This window comes from Nannocystis pusilla (assembly GCF_026626665.1).
Lineage (GTDB): Bacteria > Myxococcota_A > Polyangia > Nannocystales > Nannocystaceae > Nannocystis > Nannocystis pusilla.
In genome coordinates this window covers 8,746,704-8,767,298 of the sequence record NZ_JAPNKE010000002.1, presented here as the reverse complement: position 1 = coordinate 8,767,298, position 20,595 = coordinate 8,746,704, and the positions used below count along the sequence as shown (strand labels likewise).

Here is a 20,595-nt window from a genome sequence, read left to right as displayed (position 1 = left end):
TTCGTACATGTGGTGAGACTCAATAGCGCAGGGTCAGCGCCCCGGGCAACACGGTGAAGGTCGCCGGCAGCCGGCCGGGGGCCTCGCCGTCGATGTCGAGCAGCACCTCGGCGCCCGCGGGCGCGCGCGCCTCGACGCGCGTGCCCGAGAGGTGGCGCACCTTGGGCTTCTGGAGGTGCTCGCCGCGGTAGATCGCGTTCGGGTCTTTCAGCAGATCGAGGATGCCCATGTCGTGCATCACGATGACCTCGAGCCGGCCGTCGCTCGGGTCGGCCATCGGCGCGACGTGCATGCCGCCGCCGAAGTAGCGGCCGTTGCACACCGCCGCGGTGTTGACGACCAGCTTCAGCTCGGGCCCGTCGTCGACCCGCATCACCACCTCGGTCGGGCGGTAGCGCAGCAGGCCGCGCACGGTCGCGGCGAAGTAGGTGAACGTGCCGCCGAACAACTTGGTGAGGCGCGCCTTGTTGACCTCGCGGTCGACCACGCCGGACACGCCGAAGCTGGCGATGTTGATGAAGTAGCGGGCGGCCGGCGAGCCGTCGTCGGCGACGTAGTCGACGCGGCCGACGTCGAGCGGCCGGAGGGTGCCCTCGGCGATCCGTCGCACCTGGGCGTCGACCTCGCCGGCGGCGCCGAAGGTCTTGCGGAAGTCGCCGCCGGTCCCGAGCATCAGGATCGACAGGGCCGCGCCCTCGCCCACGCGGACGTCGGGCCCGCCGGGCACGGGCGGCTCGAAGAAGCCGTTGACCACCTCGTTGTTGGTGCCGTCGCCGCCGCAGGCGATCACCAGCTCGACGCCGTCGCGCAGGGCCTCGCGCGTGAGCCTGGCCGCGGCCATCGGCGCGTCGGTGAACGCGACCTCGACCGGGCCGAGCGCCGCCTGCAACCTCGCGTGCACCTCGGGCCAGGCGCGGGCGAGGCGGCCGCGGGAGGAGTTCGGGTTGACGATCGCTCGCGCGCGCATACGAGGAACCTTCGCGGCCGATGATGGCCCGGACCTGAGCTTATGTCGCTTCGGCCCGGCCTGTCATGCCGGCGCGGCGTAGCGGTCGAGCACGCGGTCGACCTGGCGCACCTGCTCGGCGCGGTCCCAGCCGCGCGGCCCGCCCATCAGGCGCGCGGCGGCCTCCAGCGCGCGCAGCCCGGGATCGCCGAGCTGCCCGAGGCCCGTCCGCCGCAGCACCGCGTCGCCGAGCTCGAGCGCCCACTCCGCCCGCGCCGCGTGCACGATCTCCGCCCCCACCTCCGGCAGCCCCGGCCGCAGCGGCGCGCCCAGCGTCGGGTCGGCCTGGATCAGCGCCAGCAGCTCGCCCGCGCGGGCGCCGTAGTTGCGCGCCAGGTGGTACATCAGCGACTCCGGCAGGCTCGGGTGGCGCGCGTGCAGCCCGGCCACGAAGGCGCGGAAGTTGCCGATCGCGCCGCCCGGCAGCGGGGTGCGGTCGGTGATGCTCGCGGTGCGCCGGCGGCCGAGCAGGCGCAGGGCCAGGTCGACGACCTTCTCGGCGAGCGCGCGCGAGGTGGTCCACTTGCCGCCGATGGCCGAGATCAGCCCGGGCACGCCGTCGGTCGGGCCGTGGTCGCAGACCTCGGCGCGGCGGCTCTTCTGATACGAACCCGACTTCGGGCCGGCGTCGTCGACCAGCGGGCGCATGCCGCCGTAGCTGTGCAGCACGTCTTCGCGGCGCAGCTCGGCCGCCGGGTAGTACTGGTTGACCGTGGCGATGAGCCCGGTGATGTCGGCCTCGGTGACGCGGAAGGCGTCGGGGTGGCCGGAGTAGACCTCGTCGGTGGTGCCGATGAGCGCGTGGTCGCGCCAGGGCAGGACGAAGAAGTGACCTGTCCCGGCGGCCATCATCAGCGCGACCTCGCGGGTCAGCTTGCGGGTGATGATGTGGATCCCCTTCGAGCGGACCAGGTGGGCGTGCGGCTGCTGCCCGAGGGTCTCGAGCATGAGGTCCGCCCACGGCCCGGTGGCGTTGACGACCACCGGGGCGCGCAGCTCGACGAAGCCGTCGCCCGGCTGGCGGCCTTCGACCTTCACGCCGACCACCCGCGCGCCTTCGCGCACGAAGCCGACCGCCTCGACGTAGTTCACCAGCTCGGCCCCGGCCGCGGCAGCGCTGAGCAGGCACTCGAGCTCGAGCCGCTCGGGCGAGAACATCTGACAGTCCCACAGCAGCGCCCCGCCCTTCAGGCCCTCCGGGGACAGGCTGGGCTCGGTGGCGAGGACCTCGGCGGGCTTCAGGCCGCGGTGGGCCGGCAGCCGCTGCTCGGGGTCGGGCAGGTCGTTGCGGTCCCAGGACAGCAGGTCGTAGAGGGTCAGGCCGACCCGCATCTCGGCCAGCGAATTGCCCGCGCCGGCGTAGACGGGCATCAGCATCGGCAGCGGGTAGACCAGGTGGGGCGCGTGCAGCTCCACAGCCGGCGCTCGCGCAGCGACTCGCGCACCAGGCCGAACTCGAGGTTCTTGAGGTACCGCAGGCCGCCGTGGATCAGCTTGGAGGACGCGCCCGAGGTGGCGCTGCAGAAGTCGCGCTTCTCGACCAGCGCGACCCGCAGCCCCCGCAGCGCCGCGTCGCGGGCGACACAGGCGCCGGTGATCCCGCCGCCGAGGATCACGAGGTCGTAGGTCTGCTGGGCCAGGCGCGCGAGGCTCCGCATGCGGGGCAAACCTACTGTCCTTCCGACCCGGCGGCCAGGCCCTCGTGCGCATTGTCCGCGAGACGCCGTTCACACGGTGCCGCTGGGCCCAGCGATCGCGTATTCTCTGCCCGCCGCATGCAGGACCGACCGATCTCCGAGTTTATCCGCCGCCATTACCGCCACTTCAACGCGGCGGCCCTCGTCGACGCCGCGACGGCGTACCGGGCCCATCTGGACCGCGGCGGCAGCATGCTGGTGACCCTCGCCGGCGCGATGAGCACCGCTGAGCTCGGACTCAGCCTGGCCGAGATGATCCGCCAGGGCAAGGTCAGCGCGATCAGCTGTACCGGCGCCAACCTGGAAGAGGACGTGTTCAACCTGGTCGCCCACGACCACTACGTGCGCGTCCCGCACTACCGCTCGCTGACCGCGCAAGACGAGCAGGCGCTGCTCGAGCGCCACCTGAACCGCGTGACCGACACCTGCATCCCCGAGATGGAGGCGATGCGGCGCATCGAGACCGCGGTGCTGGCCGAGTGGGAGCGCGCCGACCAGGCCGGCGAGCGCTACTTCCCGCACCAGTTCATGTACAAGATCCTGCGCTCGGGTGTCCTGAAGGACAGCTTCCAGATCGACCCGAAGGACAGCTGGCTGATGGCGGCGGCCGAGCGCGACCTGCCGATGTTCGTGCCCGGGTGGGAGGACTCGACGCTCGGCAACATGTACGCCGGCCACGTGATCGAGGGTCACGTGAAGAACGTGCACACGGTGCGCACCGGCATCGAGTACATGACGGAGCTGGCGAAGTGGTACTCGGGCACCGCCGACAAGAGCTCGATCGGGTTCTTCCAGATCGGCGGCGGCATCGCCGGCGACTTCCCGATCTGCGTGGTGCCGATGCTGCACCAGGACCTGCGGCGCACGGACGTGCCGCTGTGGGGCTACTTCTGCCAGATCAGCGACAGCACCACCAGCTACGGCTCGTACTCCGGCGCCGTGCCCAACGAGAAGATCACGTGGGGCAAGCTCGGCGTGAACACCCCCAACTTCATCATCGAGTCCGACGCGACGATCGTCGCGCCGCTCGTGTTCGCCTACGTACTCGGCTGGTGACGTCGTGAAGCACCCGCGCATCAACCATCCCCTGAACGAACTGAAGCAGTCGGCGGCCGAGCTCGGCTACCGCATGCCCGCGGAGTGGGAGCCGTTGTCGTCGATCTGGCTGGCGCGCCCGCACAACCCGACGACCTGGCCCGGCTGCCTGGCCGAGGCGCAGACGCAGCACGCCGACTTCGCCGCCGCGGTGCGCCGCTTCGTGCCGGTCCGCATGCTCGGCGAGTCGATCTCGATCGCCACCGACGACGCGTGGATCCGCGACTACGGGCCGATCTTCGTCAAGCGCAAGTCCGACGGCGCGCTGGCCCTGCACGACTTCCATTTTAATAATTGGGGCGGCAAGTACGGCGACTGCGCGAACGACGACGTGGTGCCGCAGAAGGTCGCGCTGATGCTCAGCATGCCGCTGTGGGTCCACGACTTCGTGCTCGAGGGCGGCAGCATCGAGGTCAACGGCGTCGGCACGGTGATGACCTCGGAGTCGTGCCTGTTCCACCCCGGCCGCAACGCCGACCTGGGCCGCGCGGACATCGAGCGCGAGCTGCACGCGGCCCTCGGCACGACCCACGCGATCTGGCTGCCCGCCGGCATCGCCGGCGACGACACCGACGGCCACATCGACGACCTCGCCCGCTTCGTCAAGGAAGACACGATCGCCGCCGTGCGCGCGCCGCAAGGCCACCCGGACCACGACGTGCTCGAGCGCAACTGGGAGGCGCTGACGCAAGCCCGCGACCAGAACGGCCAAAAGCTGCAGCTCGTCGAGCTGCCCGTGCCCGCGCCGATCTTCTGGGACTTCCCCGCGGAGGACGACTGGCCCGGCGGCATCCGCCAGGTGCCCGCGAGCTACGCGAACTTCTTGTTCGCGAACCGCGCCGTGCTGGTGCCGACCTTCGACCAACCCACCGACGCGCAGGCGCTCAAAATCTTCGAGCAGCTGTTCCCCGACCGCGTGGTGGTCCCGGTGGCCGCGAAGTATCTTGTGGTCGGTCTCGGCTCGCTGCACTGCCTGAGCCAGCAGCAGCCGTTTTGAAGGCTTTTTGAAGAGAAGAAGGGGAGCGCGCTCTCGGGCGCGCCTCCCTCAGACAACCCAGCAGGGCGGCGGTCGCCCCGAGAGGAGCTGACGATGATCAGTGACTTGTTGCTCAACTTCCGCCACCTCGAGGGGCTCCAGCTCCGCAACCTCGCGCCCGTGAACATCATCGTCGGGCCGAACAACGTCGGCAAGACGACGCTGTTCCGCGGCATTCAGGCGTTCGTCCCAGGCTCGACGCAAAAGATCATACATGCGTTCTGCATGTTGGATCCCAGTTAACCGCATCGGATGCAGCATCGCTTAGAAAACATCTCAGTCATATACGAGACATAGACCTCGTTTGGTCTTCCACACCGAATACAGGCTTACTAGCCTTCTGGTCTGATAAAGCACAGAAGGTTTACGGCATTCACCAGCAATGGAACACTCTTCGCCTAGGACTCTTGAAAAGTATCATAGAATGGCGAGATGGTCACATCGAGGCGGAACAGCTTAAACCTCTAGCACATCAGGCGAGGTCGACTCACACTACCTGGCTCAAGAGTCTCTATTTCTTATGGCATCGCAGAAAATCTCGTTATACCGAACAACTGGGTGCTTTTCATAATCGACTAGATTCCGAGGCGGAACATTTGACCGGGCGCCTTGACCATTTGTTATCGAGCCTCGAGGGCGGTGCCCTAAAGTTCTATCGATAGATTCATGAATTCTGTCATTCCCGGCGTCGGCACCATTGGAATCCATCGAGTCAGAAGGGAATCATCGACGGAGATCTCTACCGCCTTCCAGGATGGCTCTGGCATGCGCAGCCTCGAGGACCTCGGCGGTGGAGTCGAACAAGTTCTTGCACTTGCGCTCGTGCTCCTCGCAGAGCCTGACGAGGGCGCCGTGTTCATCGAGGAGCCGGAGTCGCACCTACACGAGTCTGCGCAGCGCCGCCTGATTGAGCAAATAGAGCTATACCGCGGCAAGCGCCAGGTCTTCCTCGCCACGCACAGCCCGATCTTCGTCAACGAGTTCCCCGGCGCCAACGTCTACCGCCTCTCGCGAGATCCGACAACCAAGAAGACCAGTGCATACTCCTGCCTCTCTAAGCCCGAACAGCGCCAGGTCCTCGACGAGCTCGGAGTCCTCCCCAGCAGCCTCACGCAGACCAACTGCGTCATCTGGGTCGAGGGCCCGACCGAGGTACGATTCGTCACGCACTGGCTCGGCCTCGTCGCTCCGAAGCTCCTCGTCAACCAGCACTACACCTTCGCCCAGACCGGCGGCTCGAACATCCTCAGCCTCGCTGCCGACATCGCCCCTGACCCGGAAGCGTGGATTCAGGACATCAACCGGATCTGCCGCCACAACTACTTCATATGCGACCGCGACGCCGGCATCGGCCAAGATCCGGCGAAAGAGCCCGTGCGCGACATCGACAAGCTCGTCGGCGACAACCACTGGATCACCCACGGCTACGAGATCGAGTGGTACCTGCCGGACGAGGGCGTCGAACATCTGTGGGGTGCTGCCGTGGCCGAACATGTTCGCAAGCAACGCTCCACCGCCGACGTACCCTTCTACGAGCATCTCAAGGCCTCGGGCATCCGCGGCACGGCGACCGCAGGCGAACGCAAGACCGCCCATGCGGAGCGCATCGTAAAAAGTCTCTCCCCAAGGAGACATGGTTCGCCGGCCCCGCGGGAGCAGACTTGCAGGCTCAGCTCGAAAGACTCGTCGCGTTCATTCGCCGCGCGAACCAGCTCGAAGCGCCGTCTTCCAAGACCTGCGCCACCTGTGAGCGCCCGCTTCCCTGAAACTCCTCTCTCCGCAGGAGCGCCATGGGCCTCAGCTACAGCTTCGAGTTCATCGCCCGCCGCAGCAGCGGCGACGCGCTGCTGACCGCCCTCGCCGATCGCGTCGACGACGGCTACGCCCGCCGCCTGCGCGCCTGTCTGCCCTGGTCACCGAACACCCCGCAACGAGCGAACGCCGGCATCCGCGGCTTGCCGCCGGTGTTCGACATCGTCAACCACCACGACCTCGTCGTGATGGTCCCGGTCGACACCGAGGTCCGACGCTACTTCGACGGCTACAGCGAGCCGATCGCCCGCCACGTGCGAGACGGCAAGGCGGGCGTCGGCCTCGTGTACATGAAGCTCAGCGCCGGCGCGCGGTACATCGCCCTCAACCTGTCCGCCGCGAGCAGCGGCATGAGCCGACTCTTCGCCGCACCCGGCGGCTTCCGCAAGGTCATGACCGCGCTCGCCGCCGCCGGTCAGGCGCGCGCGGCCTTCCTCGACGACGAGGACGACGAACAGTGGGAGCTGCTGTTCCCGCGACCTGCATCGTCGACTGTCTCCCCGCGAGTACCACGGCCGCCCGGCGATCCAGCCACCCCGGCCGACGTCGACGCGTACTGCGAACTCGCGCTCGAGCTCGCAAGCCTATCCGCGTGACTCGGTGTCGCCACATGACCTTTGAGACATCCTCGTCTCGTCCGTCGTTCGCTCGGCGCGCCGCACCACAACGACCGCCGTGAGCGCCGCGCCGGCGGCTGTCTCGCCACCACAACTTCGTGAGCTCGGCCGTGTTCGACTTGGTGGCTCTCGTGGTTGCCGCGGCGGCGCCGCCGGCCATGGTTCCCGGCCATGTATGACGCCTCGCGTGCCATCGATCTCAGCACGCTGCTCGAGCACGCCGACCGGCTCTTGCGGCGGCTCGTCACCGGCCGCGGGCACCTGCGGCGGTGCGGCGGCGACGGCGTCGCCGCCATGTGGCCTGTCCTCGAGGACACCCAGGGTCGGCGGCTGCGCGTCACCCCGTGGTTGCCGATGGACGACTTTTCGCCGCGCCTGGCCGGGCCGGGCGGCCGGCATCCACGCGGCTTGCGGGACTTCTTCGGCCACGACGTCCTGCTCACCGGCGTGCTCGAACGCGACGCCGACGGCGAGCTCGTGCTCGTCGCCAAGCGGGCCCAGGTCGTCCACGAGCTGCACCTGCGGCGGCTCGACGCCGCTCAGCTCGCCGCCGTCTCCGGCGTCGGGGGCGAGGGCACCGTCGGTTACGGCGCGCTCGCGGGGGAGCTCATCATCGACGGCGGCGACCAGCTGCGGCTCGTCACCGCCGACCGCGGCGGCCCGTGCGAGGTCAGCTTCACCCTCGACGTCCTGCGCCGCGACGACCTCGTGCTCGGGCAGCCGATCCACGTCCACGGCCTGATCCGCAAGGCCACCCCCTGGCTCGGGGCGATCCGGCGCGCCGCGGTCGCCCTCGAGGCACCGACCTCCTGACATGCGCGCGATGATCTTGGAGCGCGTCGGCGACCCGTTGCGGCTCGTCGAACGACCGGTCCCCGAGCCGGCCCGCCATCAAGTCGTGATCCAGGTCGCCGCCTGCGGCGTGTGTCGCACCGACCTGCACGTCATCGACGGCGACCTGCCCGACCCGTCGCTCCCGCTCGTCTGCGGCCACGAGGTCGTCGGCCGGATCGTCGCTCGCGGCGCGGACGCCAGCGGCCTGCCTCTCGGGACACGTGTCGGTGTCCCGTGGCTCGGCGGCGCCTGCGGACATTGCAACGCCTGTCTCCGGGGACAGGAGAACCTGTGCCCCGCCGCGCGCTTCACCGGCTACACCCTCGACGGTGGTTACGCCGAGTACGCGGTCGCCGACGCGCGCTTCTGCTTCGAGTTGCCCGCGCGCTACCGCGACGTCGAGGCCGCTCCGCTGCTGTGCGCCGGCCTCATCGGCTACCGAAGCTACCGCCTGGCCGGCAACCCGGTCGCGCTCGGCCTCTACGGCTTCGGTGCCGCCGCGCACATCCTCTGTCAGCTCGCCGCGCACGAGGGCCGCCGCGTCCACGCCTTCACTCGCCCGGGCGACCTCGAGGCCCAGAGCTTCGCGCGCAGCCTCGGCGCGACGTGGGCCGGCGGCTCCGACGAGCCCGCCCCCGAACCGCTCGACGCCGCGATCCTGTTCGCCCCCGTCGGCGCGCTCGTCCCCCTCGCTCTCCAGGCCGTGCGTCCCGGCGGCGTGGTCGTCTGCGGCGGCATTCACATGAGCGACATCCCCGGCTTCCCCTACCGCCTGCTGTGGGGCGAACGCGTGGTGCGTTCGGTCGCCAACCTGACCCGCGCCGACGGTCACGCCTTCTTCGCCGCCGCGGCCCGCACCCCGCTCGTGCTCGCCACGCACACCTATCCGCTGGATCAGGCCAATCGGGCTCTGGCGGACCTGCGCGCCGGCGCTTTCACGGGCGCCGCGGTCCTCGTCCCGTGAGCATGCACCTCACACGACGACCTCACCTTGCACCCGCGTCATCTGCTCGCGGCTCCAGGGTCACCTCGCCTCGCTTTGCCGCGCGTCGCGTGTTGCTCGCAGCACTCGCGGGCCGAGGCCGTCGTCTCGGCACTAGTACAGCCGCCCCGAAGTTCTTCGAGGGTTGTTAGGCCTGTGGCGTGAGGACCCACCCGAAGTCCGCGACGAGCGCCTCGAGCAGTGCGTCGCGGGGGGCGCGGAGGGGAGTCGGTTGCCAGCGGCCCGTGTGGGTGGCCATCTCAAGCTGCCAGATCTGGCCGGCCACGCGGCGCAGGCGAGCGTGCGGGATAGGGTCGTTTGAGGGACCGGACTCGAGGGTGATGAGCGCCCCGCGGTGGCGGACGCGGATGTGCGCGAGGTTTGGACGACGGCGAAAGAACTGTTCGACGGCGCGAAGGTCGTCGTCCGTGTCGGGGACGGCGCGGCGGGCGGTGGTTCGAGGGCGGCTCATGAGGCGAGTCGCCGCTCATTCTGGACGAAGTGGCCGCGGAAGGTCCAGTTGAACGGGTGGGCCTCCTTGCGGTTCCAGTGCCGGATGAAGCCCCTCACGGCGCGAAGCAACGCGTCGGCGTCGGGGAAGTCGGCGTGGCGCAGGACGCGACGCTGGAGCAGCGAGAACCAGATCTCGATCTGGTTGACCCACGACGCGTGCAGCGGCGTGTAGACGAAGTGGAACCGGCCGCCGTGACGCTTGTTGAAGCGGGCCCAGCGCTCCTCTCGACCATCGTAGTGGATGTTGAGGTTGTCCCAGACGACGTACACGTCGCCGGTCGGGTACTTGCGCGCCAGGCCCTCCATGAATGCGACGAGGTCCTTGGCTTCGCGCCCTGCCTTGCACTCGCCGAACAGCTCGCCGGTGCGAACATCGAAGGCGCCGAACAGGCACCACGTACCACGTCGGATGTACTCGAACTCGAAGCGACCGGCCCGTCCAGGGGCCGGAAGCTTGGTCGGAAACCGGCGTCCGAGTGCTTGCATGCCGGTCTTCTCGTCGACGCAGATGACATGAGCCTCGTCCGGCGGGTGATGATAGAGGTCGCAGATATGCTGTACTTTGGGACAGAACTCAGGATCGGGGCTGTGCAGCCACAACCTCATCTTGTGAGGTCTGAAGTCCTCGTTGCGGAGGATCCTGCCCACCTCGGACACGCTGAGCTTCACGCCCGTCTCGCGCAGCAGCACCTTCGCCAGGGCCCCGTAGGTCCACGTGGTCTGGTGCTTGACACCGTGGTTTTCCGGCTTGTCGCATGCGAGCTTGATGAGCTCGCACCGCGTTGCCGCGGAGACCCGCGCTGGACGGCCGCTGCGCGGCAGATCTGCGAGCGTGCTCACCCGGCCGTCCTCGGCGAAGCGCTGGCGCCACTGCCTCACGGTGTCGACGTGGCAGCCCACTCGCCGAGCAATCTCGGCGTTCGGGAGCCCTTGGGCCGCCAGCAGCACGATCCTGGCTCGCTGAACCAGGCGCGCCTCGATGCAACGACTCCGCGCCAGCGCCTCCAGCTCCTTGCGGACGGACGGCGCCAGGCGGAGTCGCTGCGCTCTCGGTCCCGGCACACCAATGAGATCGTTTTCGCGCGCTCTCTATTTCAAGGCCTACGGCCCCTTCAGCGATGGATCCAGGTGGATCCATGAACCGCCGCCGTCGATAAACCCCTGGAGAACTTCGGAGCGGCTGTACTAGGACCCTGCCGGTCGCCGCCGGCGCAGCGCTGCTACTCTGGGCGCGATGCGGAGGTCGTGTTCGTCCCCTGTCGTCGCACTCGCGCTGACCGGCCTGCTCGCGTGTGGCACCGGCCCCGCGTATCAGACCGGCGACGGCACCACCACCACGACCTCGCTCGGCGGCTCGACCTCGACCTTCACGACCCTCACCACCGCGACGCCGACCACCGGCGACGACGCCAGCGCGGGCGCCTTCATCGCGCGCCCCGACGCCGCCATCCTCGAGTGCGACCTCTTTCTCCAAGACTGTCCCGAAGGACAGAAGTGCACCGCGCTGAGCGGCAGCGGCCCGCTCGACACCTTTCGCTGCGTCCCCGTCGCCCGCGATCCCGACCATCCGGGCGAGCCGTGCTCGACCGGCGAGCACGCGTTCGACGGCCTCGACTCGTGCGCCGCCGGCTCCCTCTGTTACGAGCAGGCCGCCGATCCGTCCGACCGCGTCTGCGTCTCGTTCTGCACCGGCAGCCCCGACGCCCCCGCTGTCCGCCGTTGGGCCTGCCCGAGTGCAGCACCGCCCACTGGTGCTCGATCTCCGGCTCTGGCCTGTCCGTCTGCCTCCCGGGTTGTGACCCGATCCACGATCCCTGCTCCGACTCCCAGGTGTGCGTCCCGCTCGCGCTCGGCCGCGGCCTCGTGTTCGAGTGTCTGACCGACGCCTCCGGCTCCGCGGGCGCCTTCGGCGACGGTTGCAACGACGGCAGCGAGTGCGACCCCGGCCTCCACTGCGCCGACCCGGGCGCGGCGCTCGAGTGCGATCCGGACGCCGCCGGCTGCTGCGTCCCGTGGTGCGACCTCACCCAGCCTTCTGGGTGTCCGGGCGCGGGCCAGGCCTGCCAGCCGTTCTACGGGCCCGACGAGGCCCCGCAGTGCCTGCACCTCGGCGTGTGCCGCCTGCCGTGACCGGCGACGAACCCGGCGCTCGGGACATGTCCCTTCAAACATCTGGCCAATCGCGCGACCGCGTCATCCTCATGACATGTCTCTCGGGACAATCGTCATAGTTCTCGACGCAGCGGCGACTCCTTCGGACATGCCCCTTCGGACATGCCCGAACGCGCAGCCGCCAGCAGCAGCCGCTTCTCGGCGGCGGCCACGGTCGCGCGGGTCTGGTGGACCGCGTCGACGTTGACCGAGATCGACGTGATCCCGAGGCGCACCAGCGTCTCCGCGAATTCGGGCCGGTTCGACGGCGCCTGCCCGCACAGCGACGACGTGAGGCCGTGCGCGCGCGCCGTGGCGATGATGCGGGCGATCGCGTCGACCACCGCCGCGTCGGACTCGTCGAACAGCTCGGCGCACAGCTCCGAGTCGCGGTCGACCCCGAGCATCAATTGCGTGAGGTCGTTCGAGCCGATCGAGACCCCGTGGATCCCCATGCGCGCGTACTCGGGGATCCAAAACGCCACCGACGGCACCTCCGCCATCACCCAGCGCAGCAGGCCGCGGTCGCTCCCGAGCGGGCTCTTGTCGAGGCGCTCCAGGCAGCGCTCGAGCTCCCATCGGGTGCGCACGAACGGGATCATCACGTGCAGGTTTTGTGACTCCTCGCGGACCTGCGCCAGCGCCTCGAGCTCGAGGTCGAACAGCGCGGGATCCTTGATGTAGCGGAAGCAGCCGCGGTACCCGATCATCGGGTTGTCCTCGCGCGGCTCGTGGCGCTCGCCGCCGCTGAGCCCGCGGAACTCGTTGCTGCGGAAGTCGTAGGTCCGGTAGATCACCGGCCGCGGCGCGAACGCTCGCGCGATCTGCCGCAGGCGCTCCGTCATCGCCGCCACGAATTCGCGGCCGCCCCCGCGGGCCACCAGGTCGCGCGGGTGCTGCCCGGCCAGCGCGTCGAGGATCATGAACTCCGCCCGCAGGAGCCCCACCCCGTCGACCGGCAGCGCCGCCGCCTCGGCCGCGCGCTCGGCCAGCGCCAGGTTGACGTACAGCCGGGTCGCCAGCGCCTCGCTCGGCGCGGTCGGTTCGCCGACGCTCGGAGTCACCACCTCCACGCGCTCCGGCTTCGCGCCGGCGAGCACCTGCCCGCGCTTGCCGTCGACCGTCACCAGCTCGCCGTCGCGCAGCACGCGGGTCGCCTCGCGCGCGCCGACGATCGCGGGGATCTTCAGCTCGCGGCTGACGATCGCCGCGTGACAGGTCATCCCGCCGGAGTCGGTCACGACCGCGGCGGCGCGGCGCATCGTCGGCACCCAGTCGGGCGACGTCATCGCCGCGACCAGGACCTCGCCCGCCTCGAGGCGGCCGGCCTCGTCGGGCGAGCGCAGCACCCGGACCTTGCCGCTGGCCGTCCCGGGCGACGCCCCGAGCCCGTGCAGCAGCACGCGCCCGCGCTCCGCCTCGGACGGCCCCGGCGCGGCCTTCTGCAGGGTCGTGATCGGCCGCGTCTGCACGAGGAAGAACGCGCCGCCGGCCTCGGCCCACTCGATGTCCTGCGGCGCCCCGTAGTGCGCCTCGACCTGCGCCCCGAGGCGCGCGAGCTGCAGCAGCTCCTCGTCGCTCAGGACCCGGCGGTTCGCCTCGTCTGTCCCGAGAGACACCTTGCTCTCGTGCCCGCGGGCGTCGCGGACGATCTTGAATTGCTTCGACCCGACGCGCGCCGAGCGGACCGTCGGCCCGGCCTTGGCCAGCACGTAGGTGTCGACCTCGACCTGCCCGCCGACCACCACCTCGCCGAGGCCGAACGCCGCCTCGATGACGACCGTCTCGCGGTCGCCGCTGGCCGGGTCGGCGGTGAACATCACCCCCGAGCGGGCCGCGTCGACCATCGCCTGCACCACCACCGCGATCGTCGGCTCCTCGCCGATGCTCTCGGCCTTGCGGTACGCGAGCGCCCGCTGCCCGTAGGCCGAGGCCCAGCAGGCGACGATCCGCTCGCACAGCGCCGCGGCGCCGACGACGTTGGTGTACGTCTCGTGCATCCCCGCGAACGACGTCGAGCCGGTGTCCTCGCTGGTCGCCGACGACCGCACCGCGACCGCCACGTCCGCCCCGAGCTCCGCGTAGGCCCCGGCGACCGCCGCCCGCACGTCCGCCGGCACGCCCGCCCGCTGGATCAGCGCCCGCATCCGCGCCGACGCCTCCGCCAGCCCCTGCGGCGACTCGGCGTCTGCCTTTTTGAACATGTCGAAGAGCTCGGCCCGCACGCCGGCGGCGTCGACCGCGGCGAGGAACGCCGCCGTGGTGACGACGAAGCCGCCGGGCACGGGCAGGCCGGCGCGGGTCATCTCGCCGAGGTTAGCGCCCTTGCCGCCGACGCTCGGGACGTCGGCGGCCGACAGCTCGGAGAGCCATGCGATGTACGTCGCCATGGCCCAACTATGGCGAATGTCGCCGGGGCCGCTACTGCGAGGACTTGGGCCACTCGGTGTGGACGAACACTCCGGGGGCGTCCACGCGTTCGTAGGTGTGACTGCCGAAGTAGTCGCGCTGGGCCTGGATGAGCGACGCGCTGCCGCGCGACTGGGTGAGTGTGTCGAACCACGCCAGCGAAGCGGACAGCCCGGGGATCGGGTGACCGGCCGCAGCCGCCGCCGCGACCACGCGGCGCCAACCGGGCAGGCGGCGCGCCACGTCGGCGGCGAAGTCGGGCGCGAGCACCAGCAGCTCGGACTTGTCGCCCGAGGCCTGGGCGAAGGCGGCCCGGATCCGCTCGAGGAAGACCGCGCGGATGATGCAGCCGCCGGTCCAGATCCGGGCGACCTCGGCGAGGTTGGTGCCGTAGTCGCGGGCCTCGCTGGCCGCCTGCAGCAGCGCGAAGCCCTGGGTGTAGCTGGCGATCTTGCTGGCGTACAGCGCGTCACGCAGGTCGGCCGACGAGACGCCCTGGATCACCCCGCGAGCCGGCCGCAGCGCCGCCTCGGCGCGCGTGCGCAGGTCCTTGGCGGCCGACAGAAGGCGCGCGTCGACGGCCGCGGCGATCGTCGGGATCGGCACCCCGTGCTCGGCCGCCGCCACCACCGTCCACTTGCCGGTGCCCTTCTGCCCGGCGCGGTCGAGGATCGCGTCGATCAGCAGCGCCCCCGGGTTCTGCGGGTCGGGCGCGCGCAGGATGTCGGCCGTGATCTCGATCAAGTAGCTCTCGAGCTCGCCGCGGTTCCACTCGGCGAACGTGTCGGCGACCTGTCCCCAGGGCCAGCCCATGCCCTCGCGCATCAACGACGTGACCTCGGCGATCAGCTGCATGTCGCCGTACTCGATGCCGTTGTGCACCATCTTCACGAAGTGCCCGGCCGAGCCGCGCCCGCAGTAGGTCACGCACACGCCCGAGGCGCTGCGGGCCGCGATCGCCTCGAGCGGCGGGCGCAGGCGCTCCCACGCGTAGCGGTCGCCGCCCGGCATGATCGACGGCCCGAGCAGCGCGCCCTCGGAGCCGCCCGACACGCCCATGCCGACGAACCGCCACGGCCGCGCCTCGGCGCGCGCGACCCGGCGGTCGGTGTCGGTGTAGAGGCTGTTGCCGCCGTCGACGACGATGTCGCCGTCCTCGAGCAGCGGGTCGAGCTGGTCGAGCACCGAGTCGACCGCCGGCCCGGCGTTGACCATCAATACCAGCCGCCGCGGCCGCTCGAGCATCCCGACCAGCTCCTCGAGCGTGGAGGCGATCCGCAGGTGCGCCTCCGGATGCGCCGCCGCCAGCGCGTGCGCGTGCTCGACGGTGCGTTGATAGCCCGCCACGCGCAACCCGCGGCTGGCGAAGTTGCGGGCGAGGTTGCCGCCCATGACGCCGAGGCCGACCACGGCCAGATCGCACAGCCCTGTCTCACTCATCGCTCTCACCCTCCGAATCGATGTCGGTCGCAATCACGAGGTACGCGAGCGCCGTCGTCGGCAGCCCCGCCTCGCGCCTTGTCACTCGCCGCAGCGCGGCCCGCTTGCCCGCGCCCGCGGCCATCATCACCGCCAGCGGCGTCTTCCGCAGCACCGGCAGCGTCAGGCTCATCCGCCGCGCCGGCGGCTTCGGGCTGTCGGCCACGAACACCGCCGCCCCCGCGGCCTGCAGCGCCGGGTGCCCGGGGAACAGCGAGGCGACGTGCCCGTCCTCGCCGAGGCCCAGCAGCGCCACGTCGAGCGCGCCCGCGAAGGTGCGCATGAACTCGCGCTCGAACCGCTCCACCGCGCGCGCCGGGTCGGCGTCGTCGTCGGCCCACAGCGGCAGCGCCGCGCCCGGCGGCGGCAGCCCGAGCCGCAGGAACGCCCCGCGGTTGCTGTCCTCGGAGCCGGCCGGCACGCAGCGCTCGTCGACCCACGTGAGATGTACTCGACCATGTCCCTTGCGGCAGGTCCTTGAGGACATACGGGAGTACGGCCAGCGCCGAGCCGCCGGGGATCGCCAGGCGGCACGCGCCGCGCTGGGCGTCGACGCGGGCGATCGCCCGCGCCAGCCGCTCCGCCGCGGCCTCGCTCGGCTGCGAGGTGCGCACGATCTCGAGCGTCGGCGTCATCCCTCCGACCACCCGCCCTCGCAGCCGTTGAACAGCTCGTCTGCCTGCTCGGGCCCCCACGAGCCCGCCGCGTACTGCGCCGGCGGCGGCGCGTCGGGCCGGTCCCAGGCGCCCCGGAACGCGTCGGCGAACCGCCAGCTGGCCTCGATCTCGTCGGCGTGCAGGAACAGCGTCTGGTCGCCCGAGAGCGCGTCGAGCAGCAGCCGCTCGTAGGCCGGCGCGGTGCGGTCGCCGAAGCGCTCGCGGTAGTCGAAGTCGAGCTCGGCCGGGGCCATGACCATCGCGGCGCCCGGGCGCTTGACCCCGAACGCCAGGCGGATCGCCTCGCGCGGCTGGATCGAGATCGTCAGCGCGTTGGGGCGGATCTGGCACAGGTCGCCCTGGCGCAGGCGCTCGCGGAACTCGTCGTCGCTGATGCCCTCGGGGCGGTTGAACAGCTGCACCGGCGGCACGCGGAACTGGATCCGCACCTCCGTGAATTTCTTGGGCAGGCGCTTGCCGTGGCGCAGCAGGATCGGCACCCCGCCCCAGCGCCACGAGTCGCACTCGGCCCGGATCGCCACGTACGTCTCGGTGCGCGAGCCGTGCGGCACGCCCTCCTCCTCGGCGTAGCCCGGCACCTTCTTGTCGTCGACGCGACCCGCAGTGTACTGCCCGCGGACCGAGTAGCGCAGCGCGTGCTCCGGCCCGGGCACGTGCAGGCTGCGCAGGAACTGGATCTTCTGCCCGCGGATCGCCGCCGGCTCGAGCGAGCTCGGCGGCTCCATCATCGCCAGCGCCAGCACCTGCAGCATGTGATTCTGCAGCATGTCGCGCAGCGCGCCGGTCGAGTCGTAGTAGGCCGCCCGCCCGCGCTCCATCCCCAGATCCTCGGCGACCGTGACCTGCACGTGCTCGACGTGGTGCCGGTTCCACAGCGGCTCGAAGATCGCGTTGTGGAAGCGGAACCCGAGCAGGTTCTGCACCGTCTCTTTCCCGAGGTAGTGGTCGATGCGGTAGATCTGCTCCTCGCGCAGCGACTCGTGCAGCTGGCGGTTCAGCGCCGCCGCCGAGGCCAGGTCGTGCCCGAACGGCTTCTCCACCACCACCCGCCGCCAGGCGCGAGCGTCGTCGGCGCGCACGTGCAAGAGCCCGCCGACCGACAGCAGCGCGACCGTGGGCGCGAACAATTCTGGCTTCAAAGACAGGTAGAACAGGCGCCCCGCCTCGCGCCCGCCGGGCAGCTCGTCGAGCCGCTGCGACAGGCGGTCGAGGTCCTCGGGCGCGCCGACGTCGCCGGGCAGGTAGTGGACGCGCGGCGCGAGGGCGTCGAAGTCGGCCCGCTGCTCCTCGGGCATGGCCTCGCGGATCTGGCGGCGGTAGGCCTCGTCGTCGAGCGGACGACGAGCGACCCCGAGCACGTGGAAGCCGCCGCTCGGGCGGCCGCGGGCGGCGAGGCTGGTGAGGGCGGGCATCAGCTTGCGCAGCGTGAGGTCGCCGCTCGCGCCGAAGATCACGACGTGCGCCGGAGGTGAGGAGGACATGAGGCGCGGCAATGGTAGCCCGCATCGCCGCGCGCGGCAGCCCCCACCGCCGGGCGGGCGAACGCGGGGTCGCGTGGTACATTGCGCGCGGCCATGGATCCCGAGCGCCAGCGCCAAGCCGAACAACGTCGACGAGAGCGCCGCTGGGACCTGTTCGGGCCCTACCTCGCAGAACGCGCGTGGGCCACCGTGCGCGAGGACTACAGCGAGAACGGCGACGTGTGGCGCTACTTCCCGCACGACCACGCGCGCTCGCGGGCCTACCGGTGGAACGAGGACGGCCTCCTCGGCTTCAGCGACGACCACCAGCGGCTGTGCTTCGCCCTGGCCCTGTGGAACGAGCGCGACCCGATCTTGAAGGAGCGGCTGTTCGGGGTCACCGGGCCGCAGGGGAACCACGGCGAGGACGTCAAGGAGGTCTACTTCTACCTCGACAACACGCCGACCCACAGCTACATGCGGGCGCTCTACAAGTACCCGCAGGCGGCCTACCCGTACGAGCGCCTGCTCGCCGAGAGCGCCCGCCGCTCGCGCACCGAGCCCGAGTTCGAGCTGGTCGACGCCGGGGTGTTCGACGAGGGCCGCTACTTCGACGTGTTCGTCGAGTACGCCAAGGCCGGCCCGACCGACATCCTCATCCGGATCACCGCGCACAACCGCGGCCCCGAGCCGGCCCCGCTGCACCTGCTGCCGACGCTGTGGTTCCGCAACACCTGGGCCTGGTCGGGCGACCCGCGCGTCCCCTCGCTCACCCCGATCGACCGCCCGGACGGCCTGCCGGCGATCGTCGCCGAGCACCGCGAGCTCGGCGAACTCTGGTTCGTCGCCGACGCCGCCGGTGAGCTCCTCTTCACCGACAACGAGACCAACGCCGCGCGCCTGTGGGGCGCCGAGAACCGCACCGCGCACGTCAAGGACGCCTTCCACCGCCACGTCGTCGACCGCGAGCCCGGGGTCCTCGCCGCCGACGGCACCAAGTCAGCCGTCCACCTGCGCGCGGTGGTCGCCCCCGGCGCGAGCTGGACGGTCCGCCTGCGCCTGTCCCAAAAGACAGAATCACCGCAGTGCCCGAGCGAGCCGGTCGCGGGCCCCGGGTTCGCCCCCTTCGCCGAATTCGACGCGGTGATGCAGGCCCGCCGGGCCGAGGCCGACACCTTCTACGACGGCGTCCGCGCGCACATGACGGACGACGAGCGGCAGGTGTTTCGCCAGGCGATCGCCGGCCTGTTGTGGTCGAAGCAGTTCTACCACTACATCGTCCGCGACTGGCTCGCCGGCGACCCGGCCCAGCCGCCGCCGCCGCGCGAGCGGGCCAGCGGGCGCAACGTCGACTGGAAGCACCTCTACAACCACCACGTCATGTCGATGCCCGACACGTGGGAGTACCCCTGGTACGCCGCGTGGGACCTGGCGTTCCACTGCCTCCCGCTGGCGCTCGTCGACCCCGAGTTCGCCAAGGCCCAGCTCGACCTGCTGACGCGCGAGTGGTTTTTGCACCCGAACGGGGCGATGCCGGCGTACGAGTGGAACTTCAGCGACGTGAACCCGCCGGTGTTCGCGTGGGCGACCTGGCGGGTCTACAAGATCGAGCAGCGCCACGGGGGCCACGGCGACCGGGCCTTCCTCGAGGCGATGTTCCACAAGCTGCTCTTGCACTTCACCTGGTGGGTGAACCGCAAGGACTCGGCCGGCAAGAACATCTTCCAGGGCGGCTTCCTCGGGCTCGACAACATCGGCGTGTTCGACCGCAGCGCCGGCCTGCCGCGCGGCGGCGTGCTCGAGCAGAGCGACGCCACCGCGTGGATGGGCATGTTCTCGCTCAACATGATGACGATCGCGCTCGAGCTCGCGCAGGGCAATCCGGTCTACGAGAAGATCGCCAGCAAGTTCTTCGAGCACTTCCTGTCGATCGCCGACGCCATGAACAACCTCGGCGGCGAGGGCATCGGCCTGTGGGACGACCAGGACGAGTTCTTTTACGATGTCCTGCACCTGCCCGACGGTCGCGCGCTGCGCTTGCGGGCCCGCTCGCTCGTCGGCCTCATCCCGCTGCTCGCGGTCGAGACCGTCGAGCCGCTGCTGCTCGAGCAGATGCCCGGCTTCCGCCACCGCCTCGAGTGGTTCCTGGCCCACCGCCCCGACCTCGCGCGCCTGGTCTCGCGCTGGTACGAGCCGGGCGCCGGCGAGCGCCGCCTGCTCGCGCTGGTCCGCGGCAGCCGCATGAAGCGCCTGCTGCGGCGCATGCTCGATCCCAAGGAGTTCTTGTCCGACTACGGCGTGCGCTCGCTGAGCAAGATCCACGCGACCGAGCCGTACCGCCTGCACATCGACGGCAGCACCCTCTCGATCGGCTACGAGCCCGGCGAGTCGCGCACCGGCCTGTTCGGCGGCAACAGCAACTGGCGCGGCCCGGTGTGGTTCCCGATCAACTACCTCATCATCGAGGCGCTGCAGAAGTTCCACCACTACTATTCGGACGACTTCCGCGTCGAGTGCCCGACCGGCTCCGGCAACTACATGTCGATCCGCGAGATCGCCGACGAGCTGTCGCGCCGCCTCACCCGCCTGTTCCTGCCCGATGCCCGCGGCCGTCGCCCGTACGCCGGCGACGACCCGCGCCAGCGCGACCCGCACTGGCGCGAGCACCTGCAGTTCCACGAATATTTTCATGGTGACACCGGCCAGGGCCTCGGCGCCAGCCACCAGACCGGCTGGACCGCCCTGGTGGCCAAGCTGCTGCTGCAGCAGTGCCCGAAGGCCGACGACGATCACTGACGAATCGGCGTCGCGCGAGGGGCCGGGCGCG

General features: G+C 70.5%; 17 protein-coding genes and 1 pseudogene. 10 read left to right on the top strand and 8 right to left on the bottom strand.

All coding sequences use genetic code 11. From position 1 onward, the window contains the following. Positions 1-19: 19 nt before the first annotated feature. Entirely contained in the window at positions 20-967 is a 948-nt protein-coding gene (locus OV079_RS38680) for a diacylglycerol/lipid kinase family protein (protein WP_267774652.1), read from the bottom strand. A 63-nt stretch (positions 968-1,030) separates the two neighbouring features. After that, positions 1,031-2,716, bottom strand: a pseudogene (locus OV079_RS38675) (glycerol-3-phosphate dehydrogenase/oxidase); the annotation flags it as partial. Between the two features lie 65 nt (positions 2,717-2,781). Here OV079_RS38675 and OV079_RS38670 point away from each other — a divergent pair. The 7 genes from OV079_RS38670 (at position 2,782) to OV079_RS38640 (ending at position 9,061) form a co-directional block, all read left to right on the top strand. Next, complete coding sequence (locus OV079_RS38670; RefSeq protein WP_267774651.1) at positions 2,782-3,759, top strand: deoxyhypusine synthase family protein; 978 nt, start codon at positions 2,782-2,784, stop codon at positions 3,757-3,759. A gap of 4 nt (positions 3,760-3,763) precedes the next feature. Continuing rightward, positions 3,764-4,795: an agmatine deiminase family protein gene (locus OV079_RS38665; RefSeq protein ID WP_267774650.1), complete on the top strand. Its 1,032-nt coding sequence runs from the start codon at positions 3,764-3,766 to the stop codon at positions 4,793-4,795. A gap of 93 nt (positions 4,796-4,888) precedes the next feature. Continuing rightward, positions 4,889-5,077, top strand: coding sequence for an AAA family ATPase (locus tag OV079_RS38660; protein ID WP_267774649.1), 189 nt, complete (start codon positions 4,889-4,891; stop codon positions 5,075-5,077). Positions 5,078-5,599: 522 nt separating this feature from the next. Further along, on the top strand, positions 5,600-6,685 hold the full coding sequence (locus tag OV079_RS38655; RefSeq protein ID WP_267774648.1) for an ATP-dependent nuclease: 1,086 nt from the start codon (positions 5,600-5,602) through the stop codon (positions 6,683-6,685). Continuing rightward, positions 6,625-7,242 (top strand): hypothetical protein, encoded by a 618-nt coding sequence (locus OV079_RS38650; RefSeq protein ID WP_267774647.1) that lies wholly within the window; start codon positions 6,625-6,627, stop codon positions 7,240-7,242. Before OV079_RS38655 ends, OV079_RS38650 begins: the two co-directional genes overlap by 61 nt. 192 nt (positions 7,243-7,434) lie before the next feature. Then, positions 7,435-8,076, top strand: a complete 642-nt coding sequence (locus tag OV079_RS38645; RefSeq protein WP_267774646.1) for a hypothetical protein — start codon at positions 7,435-7,437, stop codon at positions 8,074-8,076. Between the two features lies 1 nt (position 8,077). Continuing rightward, complete coding sequence (locus OV079_RS38640; RefSeq protein ID WP_267774645.1) at positions 8,078-9,061, top strand: zinc-dependent alcohol dehydrogenase family protein; 984 nt, start codon at positions 8,078-8,080, stop codon at positions 9,059-9,061. A gap of 166 nt (positions 9,062-9,227) precedes the next feature. Here OV079_RS38640 and OV079_RS38635 read toward each other — a convergent pair whose 3' ends face one another. After that, entirely contained in the window at positions 9,228-9,551 is a 324-nt protein-coding gene (locus tag OV079_RS38635) for a hypothetical protein (protein WP_267768255.1), read from the bottom strand. After that, entirely contained in the window at positions 9,548-10,654 is a 1,107-nt protein-coding gene (locus OV079_RS38630) for an IS630 family transposase (RefSeq protein ID WP_267769327.1), read from the bottom strand. Before OV079_RS38630 ends, OV079_RS38635 begins: the two co-directional genes overlap by 4 nt. A gap of 172 nt (positions 10,655-10,826) precedes the next feature. Here OV079_RS38630 and OV079_RS38625 point away from each other — a divergent pair, with 172 nt between their 5' ends. Next, positions 10,827-11,471: a hypothetical protein gene (locus tag OV079_RS38625; protein WP_267774643.1), complete on the top strand. Its 645-nt coding sequence runs from the start codon at positions 10,827-10,829 to the stop codon at positions 11,469-11,471. Further along, positions 11,456-11,722: a hypothetical protein gene (locus OV079_RS38620; protein WP_267774641.1), complete on the top strand. Its 267-nt coding sequence runs from the start codon at positions 11,456-11,458 to the stop codon at positions 11,720-11,722. Before OV079_RS38625 ends, OV079_RS38620 begins: the two co-directional genes overlap by 16 nt. Before the next feature lie 95 nt (positions 11,723-11,817). Here OV079_RS38620 and ppsA read toward each other — a convergent pair whose 3' ends face one another. From ppsA to zwf, 4 genes are all read right to left on the bottom strand, one after another. Continuing rightward, on the bottom strand, positions 11,818-14,133 hold the full coding sequence (gene ppsA / locus OV079_RS38615; RefSeq protein ID WP_267774640.1) for a phosphoenolpyruvate synthase: 2,316 nt from the start codon (positions 14,131-14,133) through the stop codon (positions 11,818-11,820). 31 nt (positions 14,134-14,164) lie between these two features. After that, the gene (gndA, locus tag OV079_RS38610) at positions 14,165-15,592 is read right to left on the bottom strand and encodes an NADP-dependent phosphogluconate dehydrogenase (protein ID WP_267774639.1); all 1,428 of its coding nucleotides are present in this window, start codon (positions 15,590-15,592) and stop codon (positions 14,165-14,167) included. Then, on the bottom strand, positions 15,585-16,118 hold the full coding sequence (locus OV079_RS38605) for a 6-phosphogluconolactonase (RefSeq protein ID WP_267774638.1): 534 nt from the start codon (positions 16,116-16,118) through the stop codon (positions 15,585-15,587). The genes gndA and OV079_RS38605 overlap by 8 nt, the downstream gene beginning before the upstream one ends. A 144-nt stretch (positions 16,119-16,262) precedes the next feature. Continuing rightward, a complete protein-coding gene (gene zwf / locus OV079_RS38600; protein ID WP_267774637.1) occupies positions 16,263-17,789 on the bottom strand; it encodes a glucose-6-phosphate dehydrogenase in 1,527 nt (508 codons plus the stop codon). Between the two features lie 93 nt (positions 17,790-17,882). On the opposite strand from zwf, the gene OV079_RS38595 reads away from it, so the two are divergent. After that, the gene (locus OV079_RS38595; protein WP_267774636.1) at positions 17,883-20,564 is read left to right on the top strand and encodes an MGH1-like glycoside hydrolase domain-containing protein; all 2,682 of its coding nucleotides are present in this window, start codon (positions 17,883-17,885) and stop codon (positions 20,562-20,564) included. Positions 20,565-20,595 lie beyond the last annotated feature (31 nt).